General features: G+C 65.3%; 14 protein-coding genes. 5 read left to right on the top strand and 9 right to left on the bottom strand.

The annotated features are described in order from the left end of the window. The first annotated feature begins 9 nt into the window (after positions 1-9). The gene (locus BT115_RS06630) at positions 10-2,115 is read left to right on the top strand and encodes a bifunctional (p)ppGpp synthetase/guanosine-3',5'-bis(diphosphate) 3'-pyrophosphohydrolase (RefSeq protein ID WP_072321679.1); all 2,106 of its coding nucleotides are present in this window, start codon (positions 10-12) and stop codon (positions 2,113-2,115) included. A gap of 45 nt (positions 2,116-2,160) precedes the next feature. Here the strand turns inward: BT115_RS06630 and BT115_RS06625 are convergent, their stop codons facing one another. Both BT115_RS06625 and proC read right to left on the bottom strand, forming a co-directional pair. Next, a complete protein-coding gene (locus BT115_RS06625; protein WP_072321678.1) occupies positions 2,161-2,736 on the bottom strand; it encodes a YggT family protein in 576 nt (191 codons plus the stop codon). Further along, positions 2,733-3,557, bottom strand: coding sequence for a pyrroline-5-carboxylate reductase (proC, locus tag BT115_RS06620; protein ID WP_072321677.1), 825 nt, complete (start codon positions 3,555-3,557; stop codon positions 2,733-2,735). Before proC ends, BT115_RS06625 begins: the two co-directional genes overlap by 4 nt. Before the next feature lie 125 nt (positions 3,558-3,682). Between proC and BT115_RS06615 the strand changes: the two genes are divergently transcribed. Together BT115_RS06615 and BT115_RS06610 are read left to right on the top strand one after the other, a co-directional pair. Then, positions 3,683-4,720, top strand: coding sequence for a type IV pilus twitching motility protein PilT (locus BT115_RS06615; RefSeq protein ID WP_072321676.1), 1,038 nt, complete (start codon positions 3,683-3,685; stop codon positions 4,718-4,720). 135 nt (positions 4,721-4,855) lie between these two features. Beyond that, entirely contained in the window at positions 4,856-6,019 is a 1,164-nt protein-coding gene (locus BT115_RS06610) for a PilT/PilU family type 4a pilus ATPase (RefSeq protein WP_072321675.1), read from the top strand. Between the two features lie 209 nt (positions 6,020-6,228). Here BT115_RS06610 and BT115_RS06605 read toward each other — a convergent pair whose 3' ends face one another. The 5 genes from BT115_RS06605 to BT115_RS06585 all read right to left on the bottom strand — a co-directional run bounded on the left by BT115_RS06605 (position 6,229) and on the right by BT115_RS06585 (position 10,659). Then, positions 6,229-6,594, bottom strand: coding sequence for a BON domain-containing protein (locus BT115_RS06605; protein ID WP_072321674.1), 366 nt, complete (start codon positions 6,592-6,594; stop codon positions 6,229-6,231). 237 nt (positions 6,595-6,831) lie between these two features. Then, complete coding sequence (locus BT115_RS06600; protein WP_072321673.1) at positions 6,832-8,586, bottom strand: hypothetical protein; 1,755 nt, start codon at positions 8,584-8,586, stop codon at positions 6,832-6,834. Between the two features lie 101 nt (positions 8,587-8,687). Then, positions 8,688-9,614 (bottom strand): aspartate carbamoyltransferase catalytic subunit, encoded by a 927-nt coding sequence (locus tag BT115_RS06595; RefSeq protein WP_072321672.1) that lies wholly within the window; start codon positions 9,612-9,614, stop codon positions 8,688-8,690. Between the two features lie 45 nt (positions 9,615-9,659). Further along, positions 9,660-10,079 carry a Holliday junction resolvase RuvX gene (gene ruvX / locus BT115_RS06590; RefSeq protein WP_072321671.1) on the bottom strand — a complete coding sequence of 140 codons (420 nt, stop codon included), beginning with the start codon at positions 10,077-10,079 and terminating at the stop codon, positions 9,660-9,662. Positions 10,080-10,092: 13 nt separating this feature from the next. Next, entirely contained in the window at positions 10,093-10,659 is a 567-nt protein-coding gene (locus tag BT115_RS06585) for a YqgE/AlgH family protein (RefSeq protein WP_072321670.1), read from the bottom strand. 91 nt (positions 10,660-10,750) lie between these two features. On the opposite strand from BT115_RS06585, the gene BT115_RS06580 reads away from it, so the two are divergent. Next, positions 10,751-11,074 carry a hypothetical protein gene (locus tag BT115_RS06580; RefSeq protein ID WP_218184720.1) on the top strand — a complete coding sequence of 108 codons (324 nt, stop codon included), beginning with the start codon at positions 10,751-10,753 and terminating at the stop codon, positions 11,072-11,074. Between the two features lie 8 nt (positions 11,075-11,082). Here the strand turns inward: BT115_RS06580 and BT115_RS06575 are convergent, their stop codons facing one another. Beyond that, entirely contained in the window at positions 11,083-11,943 is an 861-nt protein-coding gene (locus tag BT115_RS06575; RefSeq protein ID WP_072321668.1) for an energy transducer TonB, read from the bottom strand. Beyond that, positions 11,940-12,881, bottom strand: a complete 942-nt coding sequence (gene gshB, locus BT115_RS06570; RefSeq protein ID WP_072321667.1) for a glutathione synthase — start codon at positions 12,879-12,881, stop codon at positions 11,940-11,942. Before gshB ends, BT115_RS06575 begins: the two co-directional genes overlap by 4 nt. Positions 12,882-13,175: 294 nt before the next feature. On the opposite strand from gshB, the gene pilG reads away from it, so the two are divergent. Continuing rightward, positions 13,176-13,577: a twitching motility response regulator PilG gene (gene pilG / locus BT115_RS06565; RefSeq protein ID WP_304441863.1), complete on the top strand. Its 402-nt coding sequence runs from the start codon at positions 13,176-13,178 to the stop codon at positions 13,575-13,577. Positions 13,578-13,602: the final 25 nt, after the last annotated feature.

The following is a 13,602-nucleotide window of genomic DNA, read 5'->3' as shown; positions in this document are numbered from 1 at the left end:
AGGCAGGCCATGAGCGGGACCCTCCCGGCGGAGGTGAAGGACCAGGCGATGCCGTTGACCGAGCAGGCGCGGGAGGCGTGCGCCGCACTGCCGGTGACTGCCCGTGCCGAAGTCGAGACGGTGATCGAGCTGCTGCGCTCGCTTGGATGCGACGACGAGACCTGCGCGTCGGCGTTGTGGTTCGCGCTCTCCTGTGGCGTGCCCGGTGCGACCGACGAGGCCGCGAAAACCTGGCGACCGTCATTGCGCCGGCTGGTCGAAGGGCAGGGCGAGGCGGAGAAGGTCTGGGCCCTGCACGCGCAGCACGGTCCGCGCAGCGGCGCCGAAGGCTTGCGCCGTCTTCTGCTGGCGATCATTCGCGATCTTCGCGTGGTCTTCGTGCTGCTGGCGCGGCAACTCGCCGCCATGCGTACGGCCATGGCGTTGCCTGACCACGAGCGCCGTGAGCTGGCGCAACTAACCTCGGACATCCACGCGCCGCTGGCCAATCGCCTGGGTATCTGGCAGTTGAAGTGGGAGCTGGAAGATCTTGCCTTCCGTTACCTCGAACCGGATACCTACCGGCGCATCGCGCGGCTGCTGGACGAGCGCCGCGCCGACCGCGAACGCTTTATCACCACCAGCCTCGCGCAGTTGCGCGTCCTGCTCGAAGGCGCGGGTATCCGCGCCGACCTCGCCGGGCGACCGAAGCACATCTTCTCGATCTGGAAGAAGATGAAGAAAAAGGGGCTGGAGTTTTCCGACCTCTACGACATCCGTGCCGTGCGTATCCTCGTGGACAGCGTGGCGGACTGCTACGCGGCACTCGGTCTCGTGCACAGCCTGTGGCCGCATCTGCCGGGCGAGTTCGACGATTACATCGCACGACCCAAGGGCAACGGTTATCGTTCGCTGCATACGGCGGTGCTGGGTCCGGAAGGCAAGACACTCGAAGTGCAGATCCGTACGCACGAGATGCACCGCGCGAACGAACTCGGTGTCGCCGCGCACTGGCGCTACAAGGAAGGCGGCGGTGCGGACGCCGAATTCGAGGCCAAGATCGCCTGGATGCGCAAGCTGCTGGAGCCGCGCGGCGAGGACGAAGCCGAACTGGCGGCCGGGTTCGAAACCGAATTGATGGAAGATCGCGTCTACGTGCTGTCGCCGAAGGGCGAAGTGGTGGACATGCCGCGCGGCGCCACGGTGCTCGACTTCGCGTATCACATCCATACCGAGGTCGGACACCGCTGCCGCGGCGCGAAGGTCAACGGCCGCATCGTGCCCCTCTCGACGCAGCCGCGCAGCGGCGATCGCGTGGAGATCCTCACCACGAAGGTCTCCGAGCCGAGCCGCGACTGGCTGTCCACGCATCACGGATACCTGACGACCTCGCGTGCGCGGGAAAAGGTGCGCGCGTGGTTCCGTCGCGAGGCCCATGAGGCGAACGTCGTGGCCGGCAAGGCGGCACTGGAGAAGGAGTTGCGCCGTTTGGCGCTCGATGACGTCGATCTGGCGAAGCTTGCCGCCCAGTTCCGCCTGAAGAGCGTGGACGAGCTGTACGTCACTGTGGCGCTTGGCGAAGTCACGCTTGGCCAGGTGGCCCGTTCGCTACAGGAACCTGCGGAGCCGGAGATCACGCAGTCGGGCAATCCGGTGGCGTCGCGTGCCGCGCAACACGACCGCGGGGCACTGTCCATCGAAGGCGTGGGCAACTTGCTCACGACGCTCGCGCGTTGCTGCCAGCCTTTGCCGGGGGATCCCGTGCGCGGTTTCATCACTCGCGGTCGTGGCGTATCGGTGCATCGCGCCGACTGCGTGTCGCTCGCTCGCCTCGCACGCCGCGATCCCGATCGCGTGATCGAGGTGAGCTGGGGCAGGGTGGACGTGCAGAACTACGAAGTGGACGTAGAACTGCGCGGCTACGACCGGAAAGGCCTGCAAAAAGACGTCGCCACCACGATCAATAACGTGGGGCCGCACATCGTCGCGTCCTCGAGCCGCGTGCAGGTGCGCACCGGCGAAGTGGAGATGCGTTTCACCTTGCGCGTCAAGGATTACGAACAGCTCTCGACGCTGCTCGGACGGCTGTCGGCGTTGCCGAACGTGACGGACGCGCGGCGCCTCGGCGGTCGCTAGCTCGTCGTACGTTGGCACTCGCCTTGCGGCGAGTGCCATGACGCCTCAGGCGCCGAGCAGCAGTCGCGTGCCCCAGTCCGACAGTGGCTGCGCCACAAGGATGCGAGCCAGGAACAATCCCAGCAGCACCGCCGTGGGGGAGAAATCCAGCCCGCCGATCGTGAGTCGGCCACGCAGTGGGCGCACCAGCGGCTCGGCAAGACTGGAGACCAGTCGCGCCACGGGGTGATAGCGGTCCGTCGAGAGCATGCTCATGATCGACCAGACGAAGACCAGCACGATCCATGTCAGCAGGAAGAAGTCGAGCGTCTCGGCCACGGCGGCCACCAGCACGCCAAGCGGCGCGGGAGCAAATCCCGCCAGGGCGACGATCAGTACGACCTTCAGGGCCTCCAGCGCTACGATGATCAGCAGCGCCGCCGTGTTCACCCGGCGCACCGGCGGCAGCACCTTGCGCAGCGGACGCAGTACGGGATTGGTGAATCGGTAGAGGAACTGGCAGATCGGGTTGTTGAAGTCGGCGCGGTTGGCCTCGGCGAGCAGCCGCAGCACGAACAGCGTCACGAGCGCTCCGAAGGCGAACTGCAGGAGCAGCACGCCGGCATTGGTCAGGTAATTCACAGCATGGATTCCATGTCTTCGGAAAGTTGGCGGCCACGGCGGCGTGCCGCGTCCACGGCGCGTGCCACGATGGCCGGGAAGTGGTCCGCGCGGAAGCTGTCCAGCGCGGCCTGGGTGGTGCCATTCGGCGAGGTGACGCGTTGGCGCAGCGTCGCCGCGCTTTCGCCACTCTCGACAAGCATCCGGCCTGCGCCGAACGCCGTCTGCGCCGCAAGGGCCCGTGCGGTCTCGCGCGACAGACCCTGGTCGTAGGCGGCGTTTTCCAGCGCTTCCACCAGCAGGAAGAAATAGGCCGGTCCGGAGCCGGACAGGGCGGTGACGATATCGAGCTGTTCCTCGTCGGGAACCCACACGGTGAGGCCGGCAGCATCCAGCACGTGCTGGGCCTCGGCGCGCTGTGGCGCGCTGACCCGCGCATTGGCATAGAGCGCCGTGGCGCCCGCGCTGACCATGGCCGGCGTATTGGGCATGCAGCGCACCACCGGAAGCGCCGCGTCGAGCCAGCGCTCGATCTGGTGCACACGGATGCCGGCGGCGATGGAGATCACCAGGGGGCGGTACTTCTGGACCGCCGGCCGCAGGTTCCGGCATACCTCGGCCAGCATCTGCGGCTTCACCGCCAGAACCAGGATGGCAGCGCCTTCCGCGGCGTCCAGGTTGTCGGTATAGGTTGCCACCCCATACTCGCGGGAAAGCTCCTGCAGCGCTTCCGCGCGCGGTTCCGAAACCGCGATGCCGCCCGGCTGGGCGCCGTGGCGGATCATCCCGGCGATCAAGGCGGTGGCCATGTTGCCGCCGCCGATGAAGGCGATCCGATTCATGGGGTATGCGCTCCGTGGGCGACGACGTTCACAACCTGGAAGGATATACGGAGCCGCGGCGGGTGTGTCCCTTGTCGCGGCCCCCCGGGCATGGTTACCTATGCCGACCAAGACAGGGGACCACAATGGATATCGCCGAACTCCTTGCCTTCTCCGTGAAGAACAAGGCCTCCGACCTGCACCTTTCCGCGGGTCTGCCGCCGATGATTCGCGTCGACGGCGACGTCCGGCGCATCAACATCCCGGCTCTGGAACACAAGCAGGTCCATTCGCTGATCTACGACATCATGTCGGACAAGCAGCGGCGCGACTATGAGGAATTCCTCGAAGTCGACTTCTCGTTCGAGATCCCGGGCCTGGCTCGCTTCCGCGTCAACGCCTTCAACCACAACCGTGGCGCGGGCGGCGTGTTCCGTACCATTCCGTCCGAGGTGCTGACCCTGGAAGACCTCGGCGCGCCGAAGATTTTCCGCGAGCTGATCGAGCAGCCGCAGGGGCTCATTCTCGTGACGGGCCCTACCGGCTCGGGCAAGTCCACGACGCTGGCGGCCATGGTCGACCACGTCAACAAGACCGAATACGGCCACATCCTCACCGTCGAGGATCCGATCGAATTCGTGCATACCTCGCAGAAGTGCCTGGTAAACCAGCGCGAGGTGCATCGCGACACGCATGGATTCAACGAGGCGTTGCGCTCGGCACTGCGCGAAGATCCGGACTACATCCTGGTCGGTGAGTTGCGCGATCTGGAAACCATTCGCCTCGCCCTGACCGCCGCCGAGACGGGGCATCTGGTGTTCGGCACGCTGCATACGTCGTCCGCGGCGAAGACCATCGACCGCATCATCGACGTGTTCCCGGCAGGCGAGAAGCCGATGGTCCGCTCGATGCTCTCCGAATCGTTGCGCGCAGTGATCTCCCAGTCGCTGCTGAAGAAGGTGGGCGGCGGGCGACTGGCGGCACACGAGATCATGGTGGGTATCCCCGCGATCCGTAACCTGATCCGCGAGGACAAGGTCGCGCAGATGTATTCCTCCATCCAGACCGGCCAGCAGTACGGCATGCAGACCCTGGACCAGAATCTGGCCGACCTGGTGAAGCGCGGCCTCATCACCCGCCAGGAAGCCTCGACCTACGCGAAGAACAAGGAAGGCTTCCGCTAGGGGCGTAAGTCGGCCCTTTGGGCCTGTGAGTCGCGGCCGAAGGCCGCTGGAAAGAGTAAGCTGGGGCTAGGGGCTAGCTTACGGTTCACGCTTCACGATGCCCCGGCGCAGCCGGGGCCAACTTACGGACTTCCGATGAGCGACTTCGATTTCACCTCATTTCTCAAGCTGATGGTGCACAAGCAGGCATCGGACTTGTTCATCACCGCTGGCGTGGCACCTTCCATGAAGGTGCAGGGGCGTATCGTCCCCATCACCCAGAGCCCGCTGTCCGCGCAGCAGTCGCGCGACATGGTGCTGAACGTGATGACGCCTGCGCAGCGCGAGGAATTCGAAAAGACCCACGAGTGCCAGTTTGCGATCAGTGCCTCGGGCATCGGTCGTTTCCGCGTGTCGTGCTTCTACCAGCGCAATTGCGTGGGCATGGTGCTGCGCCGGATCGAATCGAAGATCCCGACGCCGGAAGAACTGAACCTGCCGCCGATCATCAAGCAACTGGCGATGACCAAACGCGGCATCATCATCTTCGTCGGCGGTACCGGTACCGGTAAGTCCACCTCGCTCGCGTCGATGATCGGCTACCGCAACCAGAACTCGACGGGGCACATCATCACGATCGAGGATCCGATCGAGTACGTGCACAAACACGAGGGCTGCATCATCACCCAGCGCGAACTCGGCATCGATACCGACAGCTGGGAAAACGCCCTGAAGAACACGCTACGCCAGGCACCCGACGTGATCATGATCGGTGAGGTGCGCACACGCGAGACCATGGAGCATGCGATCAACTTCTCCGAGACCGGTCACCTCTGCCTGTGCACGCTGCATGCGAACAACGCGAACCAGGCCCTGGATCGCATCCTGCACTTCTTTCCCGAAGATCGGCGCCAGCAGCTCTTCATGGATCTCTCGCTGAACTTGAAGGGCATCGTGGCGCAGCAGCTCATTCCCACGCCCGATGGCAAGGCGCGTCGCGTGGCGGTGGAGGTGCTGCTCGGTACGCCGCTCGCCCAGGATTACATCCGCCAGGGTGAGGTTCACAAGCTCAAGGAACTGATGCGCGATTCCAACCAGCTCGGCATGCGCACGTTCGACCAGAGCCTCGTGGAGCTGTACCACCAGGGCGAGATCTCCTACGAGGACGCGCTGCGCCACGCGGATAGTTCCAACGAAGTCCGCCTGCGCATCAAGCTCGCGCAGGGCGGCGACGCGCATACGCTGTCGCAGGGTCTGGAAGGCGTGGAGATCGACAAGACCACCGATCGCAACACCTTCGGCGGCATGCTGCATCGCTAAAAAAGTAGGAGCCGCTATAGCGGCGAGGGAACATACCTCACCGCTACGCGGCTCCTCTTACATCTAACCGCTACAAGGGCAAGGCAACATACCTCGCCGCTTCACGGCTTCGTGGGCTTCTCGCCGCTGTAGCGGTGGAAACAGGCTTCGCTGCTTCGCCGCTTCGTTGGCTTCTCGCCGCTATAGCGGCTCCCACATGTGCCTTATTTTTACTTAGCGGCGCCGGAGACGGTCAGGCCGCTCGCATCGACGCTCTTCACGCCCTTGATCTTCTTGGCGATCGCTTCAGCGTGGCTCTTTTCCTTCGCCGTGGCGACCGTACCGGTCAGGGTAACGACACCTTCGGTGGTGCTGACCGAGATATCGGTCGCCTTTACCGACTTGTTGGCAGCGAACTCGGACTTCACCTTGGTGGTGATCCAGGTGTCATCGGCCTTGCCGGCGACCGTCTGGTTGTCACCCTTCGACGTGGCAGCAGCCGAGTCCTGGGCGTGGACCTGCGCGAAGGGAACCGTGCCGAGACCGGCAACGAGGGCAGCGGCAAACAGGGCCTTACGAAGGTTGGCATGGCTCATGGATAACTCCTTTCTCGCACTGAAAAATGGATGGCGATGGCGCCGCGCGCTGTGGCTGCCGTTTCGCGAGGCCTATGGAAACAGCGCATCCGTGAACGATCCGTGCCGGCTCAGTCGGGCTGTTCAGCTTTGTGCAGGGGAGGGCGGTACACGCGTCGTCGAGTGCGCACGTGGGCCGCTATACAACGAAAAAGGCGCTCCGAAGAGCGCCTTTTTCGTGTCACGTGTAGCGATGGTTTACTTGTATTCGACCGCGCCGGAAATCACGAGGCCCTTCTCGTCCATGTGAGATTCGCCGGAGACCTGCACGATGCGGGCAGCCTGCGCCTTCATCGCTTCGAACTGTGCCTTGGAGCGGTCCGCCGCGGAGGCCTGCTTGGCCGAGTCGTCGGCCGCGCCATCGGTGCCGTCCGCACCAGCGGCCTGGCTCATCGCATCGGCATAGGACTGTGCCTTGTCGGCCATCAGGTCCACCCAGTTGCGATACATGTCGCCGTTGAGATGCATGCGGCCCAGGCGACCGGCGTCGCCCGTGGAGGCCATCAACATGTCGTCGAGCTTGGCGTCCTCGCCATCGCCCACGCCGATCACGATGGCCTGACCGTTCATCGCAGCCCAGCCGGGCATGCCCAGCATGCCGGTGATGTTCTGCGGAAGCGCTGTCGGCTTGCCGTCGCCGGTGAGCTTGAAGTCGCCACCGAGCATGGCCTGACCCATCGCGACGAGGCCCGCCGGATTGCGCGTGCCGAGCAGTACGCGGCCGGTGAACTTCGGCATCTGCTGACCTGCGGCGGCCGGCGTAAACGAGTCGAGCACTACGCGCAGACCGCGGATGTCGCCGATCGGCGGGATGGCTGCCTGCTGCATCGTCGAGCCGAGCTTGGCGAAGCTGTCGTTCATGCTGGCGAAGGCTGGGCATTCGAACGGCTTGGCGGCGACGGCTTCGGCCTGCGCCGTGAAGAACGTGCGGATCTGTTCCATCGGCAGTGCGAGAGAGACGTCGAACGGACCGTCCGCTTCCTTGCCCAGCCCCGGGACCTCCACCTTGAGACCCGAGAAGGCCTTGGTGATGTCGTCGGCCAGTGCCACGTCGACGCGCTGTTCCTGATGGTGCATGTCCAGTCGCGTGTAGCCGAAGCTGATCGACGGCACACGCGTGGCGATGCGGCTGGCCTCGGTGGTGCAGCTCGGCGGCAGTGCCGGTACCGGCTCGCCAGTCTGCTGCGCCTGGTGCTTCAGGAAGGTCGAGAACAGCGGGTCCTTGCCGGCGGCCACGAGCGGCAGCAGGCGAACGAGATCGAGCTGGCCGGCGTAATCCTTATAGCCCTTGTCCTTGGCGAGGTCGGCAAGGCGACCGTCGTCCTGCAGGTTCTTCTCCGGACGATCCGCACCGAGCGCCTGGCGGATCATCGGCTGCGCGGCGTCGGCCGGCAGCAACGAGACCACGGCCTGCTTGCCCACGGTGGCAATCACCAGCTGCAGACCGGAATCGGACAGGGCCACGTGACGGTAGGCCTGGCCACCGGCGTCTGCGCTGTCGAGCTTCTTGCCGTAGGCAGTTTCGAGGCGGCCGACGAAGGCGTCCCATGCAGCGGGATCGGCCAGCGCCACGCGAGCGACCGGGCTGAGGCCCAGACCGTAAATGGCCGAGCCCGTCTTGATGTCGAGGCCCATGTTCTTCAGCGCGGCCTCGGCCGTCTTGCCGTCGAACTCCGCGGCGAAGGCCTTGAGCAGGCGCGCACCGTCCACGTTGCCCTTGGCTTCGAGATCCTGGGCGAGGGACTTCATCTGCGCGACCTGACCGGGAAGTTCGGTATTGGCCTGCGAGACGATGGCCTCATAGGCGTCGTCGTCGAGTTTGTCGAGGTTCGCCACGACGTAGGGCGTGTCCGCTGGCACGAAAGCCAGAGGGGCGTCCTTGTCCTTGTGGCCGCAGGCCGCCAGCAGCACGCTGGCGAGGCCGAGCGCGATGAGTCGCTTCGTCGGTCGCATTCTGTATCCCATATAGTTGGTCCCTTGGTCCGGCCATTATGCCGGAAGCGTCGGACGGGAAGACGTCCGACGCGCCCCCTCGGCGCAAATTCTTACGCGGGCTATCGGCCCATGACCTCGGCCAGGACCGCCATGCGCACGAAGACGCCGTTGCCGACCTGTTCGAGGATGCGCGACTGGGCGCCGTCGGCGACCTCGGGGGCGATCTCGATGCCGCGATTGATCGGGCCCGGATGCATCACGAGACAGCCCTTGGCGGCGCGGGCGAGGCGGCGGGTGTCGAGACCGAAGCGCTCGAAGTACGCCGCTTCGTCCGGCAGGTCCGTGGCGGCCATGCGCTCCTTCTGCAAGCGAAGCATGATGACGGCGTTCGCGCCCTCGATGGCTTCGTCGAAGTCGTCGTGGTAGCTCACGTTGCTCAGCTCGCCCTCGGACGGGAGCAGCGCTGCCGGGCCGACGATGCGGATGTCGCGTGCGCCCAGCGCGGTAAAGGCATGCACGTCGGAGCGCGCCACGCGCGAGTGGCGCACGTCACCGCAGATGACGATGCGCAGCTTGCGGAAATCCGGATGGTGGTTGCGGATGGTCAACGCATCGAGCAGGCCCTGGGTGGGATGCGCGCGATTGCCGTCGCCGGCATTGACCACCGCGACGCCGCTCATCGCGTGGCGGACCAGCGACTCCGGCGTGCCCGATTCCTTGTGCCGCACCACGATGGTGTCGAGATGCATCGCCTCGAGCGTATGCAGCGTGTCGAACAGTTCCTCGCCTTTGGCGGTGGAGGAAAACCCGATGTCGAAATTGACGACGTCGGCACCGAGGCGGCGCGCGGCGAGTTCGAACGACGTGCGCGTGCGCGTGGACGGCTCGAAGAACAGGTTGAGTACCGTCCGGCCGGCGAGCAGTTCGAGCTTGCGGGTACCGTGCGCGGTCGCTTCGCGCATGCTGTTGGCGCGGTCTAGCAGGCGTTCGATCGTCTCGCGCGGGACATTGTCGAGGGTGGTCAAATGGCGCAGGCGTTGTGACATGACGTCCTCAAGGTGATGGATACGGAAGATCTGCGGCGGCGCGTTTCATGCCTGGACCAGGTACGACTCCAGGATCACCGCGGCGGCCTCGGCGTCGATCGACTTCGCGTCCGAACGCTTGCGCGTGCCCGCGGCGCGCGCGGCGGCGAAGCGCCGTGCGGCTTCCTGCGAGCTCATGCGTTCGTCGGTCAGGGCAACGGGAAGGCCGTAGCGCTCGCCGATGCGCTCGGCGAAGCGGCGCGCGGTGCGCGACATGGGTTGTTCCTTGCCGTCGTTGTCGAGCGGCAGACCCACCACCAGTTCGGCTGGCAGCCATTCGCGCCGCAAGGTGTCGAGCGTTTGCCAATCGGGCTCCCCGTCACGCACGGGTATGGCCGCGAGCGCGCGCGCGGTGCCGGTGAGACGATTGCCGACGGCGACGCCGACGATCTTCGTCCCGACGTCGAAGCCGAACAGGCAGCTCATCGTGCTGGGGTGATCAGGCGTGACCGGCGTAGCCGGCCAATTGGGATGGGTCATGTACGCCGAGCTTGCGCGCGGCGGCGATCCAGCGCTCGTCGAGGGGCGTGTCGAAGACGATACGTTCGTCGGCCGGGATGGTGAGCCAGGCGTTGTCCATCACTTCCTGCTCGAGCTGGCCGGCTTCCCAGCCCGCATAGCCAAGGGTGACGACGGCGCGGCGAGGGCCTTCGCCAGCCGCCATGGCGACGAGGATGTCGCGCGAGGTGGTGACGGACCAGTCCTCGTTGACGCGGTAGCTGGAATCCCAGTTGCCGGGCTCGCGATGCAACACGAAGCCACGCTCCTGCTGCACCGGTCCGCCGATGAGGACCGGATGATCCGCGATCTCGGGATCGTCGCAGGACAGTTTCATCTGGGCCAGCACGTCCCCCAAACGGTATTCGGAAATCTGGTTGATCAGCAGCCCGACCGCGCCGTCTTCGCCATGCTGGCAAAGGAAGGCTACCCCGCGCGCGAAAGGCGGCTCGGCAAGCGAGGGCATCGCTATGAGGAATTGCCCGGCGAAGGTATTGGCGATCGTCATGGCCGCATTGTAGCCGCTACGACCATGAGCCGTGTGCGAAGGTTAAGCTCGAAGCGCTTACCGTGTGGCTCCATTGCAAGGAGCTATTCCCATGAGGAAGCCTATGTTTACAAAGGGTTTTGCCGTTGTTGCGTTGCTGGTTTCAGGAGCCGCGGCCGCCTCGGCGCCCGACGCCTGGAAGGACTACAACCAACGACTGGTGAAGGCCTGCGTCGCGGCCAGCGGCCTCAAGGGAGCGACGCCGGTGGGCGGTCCCATTCAGTACGACGACCGGGTACCGGTCACGGCCCTGGTACTGGCGGGCCGTTATCCACAGACGCACATGAAGAATCGCCCCGGTCGCGAGCTGTGCGTATGGGATCGCAAGGCGGAAAAGGCATACGTCAGCGAGGCGGATCAGTTGTTGCCGAAGTAGCGCGGCGCTCAGTAATTGCGCAGCACGTTACCGGGCAGGAACTGCCATGTCCGGGTGATGTAGAGCTCGTCCACCCGCGTCTTGTCGGCGGGCAGGGCGGGGAACGGGGCCGCCAGCCGCACGATGCGCTGCGCGGCCTCGTCCAGCAGCGGATGTCCCGAACTCTTGATGACGTCGATGCTCTTGATCGAGCCGTCGCGGTTCAGGCCCACCGTGAGGACCAGTTCGCCGTAGAGGCCCTGGCGGCGCGCCTCGTCCGGGTAATTCAGGTTGCCGACGCGTTCGACCCGGCCCACCCAGCCCTTCATGTACGCCGCATACGCGTACTCGCGGGTGTTCGATGAGATGTATTTCTTTTTCGGGCGCTTTGCATACGCCTGCGACTGGTCCCGCACTTCCGCCGCCAGCTTGGCCATTTCGGTCTGGCGCTGGGTGTCCTCGTCGGCTTCGGGCAGGGGCTGCGACTTTCGCTCGACCTGCTGCTTGTCGGTGTTCACGGTGAAGGCGGTCTGTCCCGACGTCGTCAGCAGCGTGTCGGGCTGGGCTTCTCGCGGTGCGGGCGCACGGGCTTCCTTCGGTTCCACGGCGTCGCTGCGCTGCGGCGTCGGCAGCGGGCCGGAGACGCGCTCCGACGGGCGCGCTGCCTTGTCCTGATCGCCACCGCCCGAGTTGTTCGCCTGGGCGAGGAAGTCGGCCTTGTCCGGCGGCTCCTGGTTCGCCACGTCCACCAGGGTCACGTCGAGGGTCGGGACGCTCGGGCGCGGTGGTTCCGCCCGGAAGGTGATGCCGAGGATGACGATGCCATGCAGCAGGAGCGAGAACAGCAGGGTGGCGCCGATCAGGTCGGCGCCGGTGGGACGGGTCGTCATCGGGCCTCGATCGCGTCGAACATCAGCCCCGCGATGTTAATGCCGAACTGGGCGTCGAGTTCACGCACGCCGGTCGGAGATGTGACGTTGATCTCGGTCAGATAGTCGCCGATGACGTCGAGGCCGACGAAACGCAGGCCTCGGCGGACCAGCTCCGGGGCGACCTGGGCGGCGATCCAGCGATCGCGCTCGGAAAGGGCGATGCCTTCTCCGCGTCCGCCTGCCGCCAGATTGCCGCGGAACTCGTCGCCCTGCGGAATGCGGGCGAGCGCATAGGGCACCGGTTCGCCATCGATCAGCAGGATGCGCTTGTCGCCCGCCGTGATTTCGGGGATGTACTTCTGGACCACCGTGAAGTTGCGACCGCCGTTGAGCATCGTCTCCAGCATGGAGTTCAGGTTGGTATCGCCTTTCTTCACCCGGAAGATGCCGCGGCCGCCCATGCCGTCCAACGGCTTGAGGACCACCTCGCCGTGCTCCGCCACGAAGGCTTTCAGCTCGGCTGCGTCGCGCGACACCAGCGTCGGCACGATGCACTGCGGGAAGTCCAGGGAGAACACCTTCTCGTTGCAGTCGCGGAGCGAGCGGGGATCGTTCACCACCTTGCAGCCTGCCCGCTGGGCACGTTCGAGCACCATCGTGTCGTAGATGAACTGCGCATCCACCGGCGGATCCTTGCGGGCCAGCACGATGTCCACCTCGGCCAGCGGTCGCCACTGGGGCTCGCCCAGGGTGAACCAGCCGGCGGGGTCTTCCTTGACGGTCAGGGGCCGCAACCTGGCCCAGGCCTCGCCATTGCGAAGCGCGAGGTCGCCCTGTTCCATGTAGAGCAGGGCGTGCCCACGCCGTGAAGCCTCGAGCAACATGGCGAAGGTGGTGTCCTTGGCGATCTTGATGGCGCGGATCGGATCCATCAGGACGGCGACGGAAAGCGGCATGGGAATATCCCGGGAGCAGGAAAACGCCAAGTCTAGTGAAGAGCGGCGTCCGTTGGCACGGGCCGGCGTCAGGGGACGTCAGGCGCCGTGGGCAACTGCCGATGGTGGGCTTTAAGAAGAATTCATCTTGACGGGACCCCAGCCAACCATTAAACAGCGATCGGGAGGAACGCCGAAAGAGCGGGCCGTCGGGACCGTGGGGTTCCGGACATCGACCTGGCGCACGGAATAGTCGGCAAGAACCGGCTATCCTGCGACAGTATTTGCGGTTTTTTGCGTGGCACCGGGGGCGCAGTGAACGAAAACGGACGTGGTAACGACCTGGCCGGATTGCGGGTCATGGTCATCGACGATTCGAAAACCATCCGACGCACGGCCGAGACCCTGCTGAAGAAGGAAGGCTGCGACGTACTGACCGCCGTCGACGGGTTCGAGGCACTGGCGAAGATCTCCGACCAGAAGCCGAACATCATCTTCGTCGACATCATGATGCCGCGCCTCGACGGCTACCAGACCTGCGCGCTGATCAAGAACAACGCCCAGTTCCGCGGTACGCCGGTGATCATGCTGTCCTCCAAGGACGGTCTGTTCGACAAGGCCCGCGGACGCATCGTCGGGGCCGAGCAATACCTCACCAAACCGTTCACACGCGACGAGCTTCTCGGCGCGATCCATCGCTACGCGACGGCCAGTTGACCGCATTCCACCGTATGACGACGTC

The organism is Luteibacter sp. UNCMF366Tsu5.1 (assembly GCF_900119235.1).
GTDB classification, from domain to species: Bacteria; Pseudomonadota; Gammaproteobacteria; order Xanthomonadales; family Rhodanobacteraceae; genus Luteibacter; species Luteibacter flocculans.
The sequence above is the reverse complement of the archived record's forward strand: the minus strand, read 5'-3'. Positions and strand labels throughout refer to the sequence as shown.

Bases quoted from the DNA above. Each gene is read 5' to 3' on its own strand.
- BT115_RS06630 (WP_072321679.1), top strand. From the start codon at position 10: ATGAGCGGGACCCTCCCGGCGGAGGTGAAGGACCAGGCGATGCCGTTG.
- proC (WP_072321677.1), bottom strand. From the start codon at position 3,557: ATGAATCGGATCGCCTTCATCGGCGGCGGCAACATGGCCACCGCCTTG.
- BT115_RS06615 (WP_072321676.1), top strand. From the start codon at position 3,683: ATGGATATCGCCGAACTCCTTGCCTTCTCCGTGAAGAACAAGGCCTCC.
- BT115_RS06610 (WP_072321675.1), top strand. From the start codon at position 4,856: ATGAGCGACTTCGATTTCACCTCATTTCTCAAGCTGATGGTGCACAAG.
- BT115_RS06605 (WP_072321674.1), bottom strand. From the start codon at position 6,594: ATGAGCCATGCCAACCTTCGTAAGGCCCTGTTTGCCGCTGCCCTCGTT.
- BT115_RS06600 (WP_072321673.1), bottom strand. From the start codon at position 8,586: ATGCGACCGACGAAGCGACTCATCGCGCTCGGCCTCGCCAGCGTGCTG.
- BT115_RS06595 (WP_072321672.1), bottom strand. From the start codon at position 9,614: ATGTCACAACGCCTGCGCCATTTGACCACCCTCGACAATGTCCCGCGC.
- ruvX (WP_072321671.1), bottom strand. From the start codon at position 10,079: ATGAGCTGCCTGTTCGGCTTCGACGTCGGGACGAAGATCGTCGGCGTC.
- BT115_RS06585 (WP_072321670.1), bottom strand. From the start codon at position 10,659: ATGACGATCGCCAATACCTTCGCCGGGCAATTCCTCATAGCGATGCCC.
- BT115_RS06580 (WP_218184720.1), top strand. From the start codon at position 10,751: ATGAGGAAGCCTATGTTTACAAAGGGTTTTGCCGTTGTTGCGTTGCTG.
- BT115_RS06575 (WP_072321668.1), bottom strand. From the start codon at position 11,943: ATGACGACCCGTCCCACCGGCGCCGACCTGATCGGCGCCACCCTGCTG.
- gshB (WP_072321667.1), bottom strand. From the start codon at position 12,881: ATGCCGCTTTCCGTCGCCGTCCTGATGGATCCGATCCGCGCCATCAAG.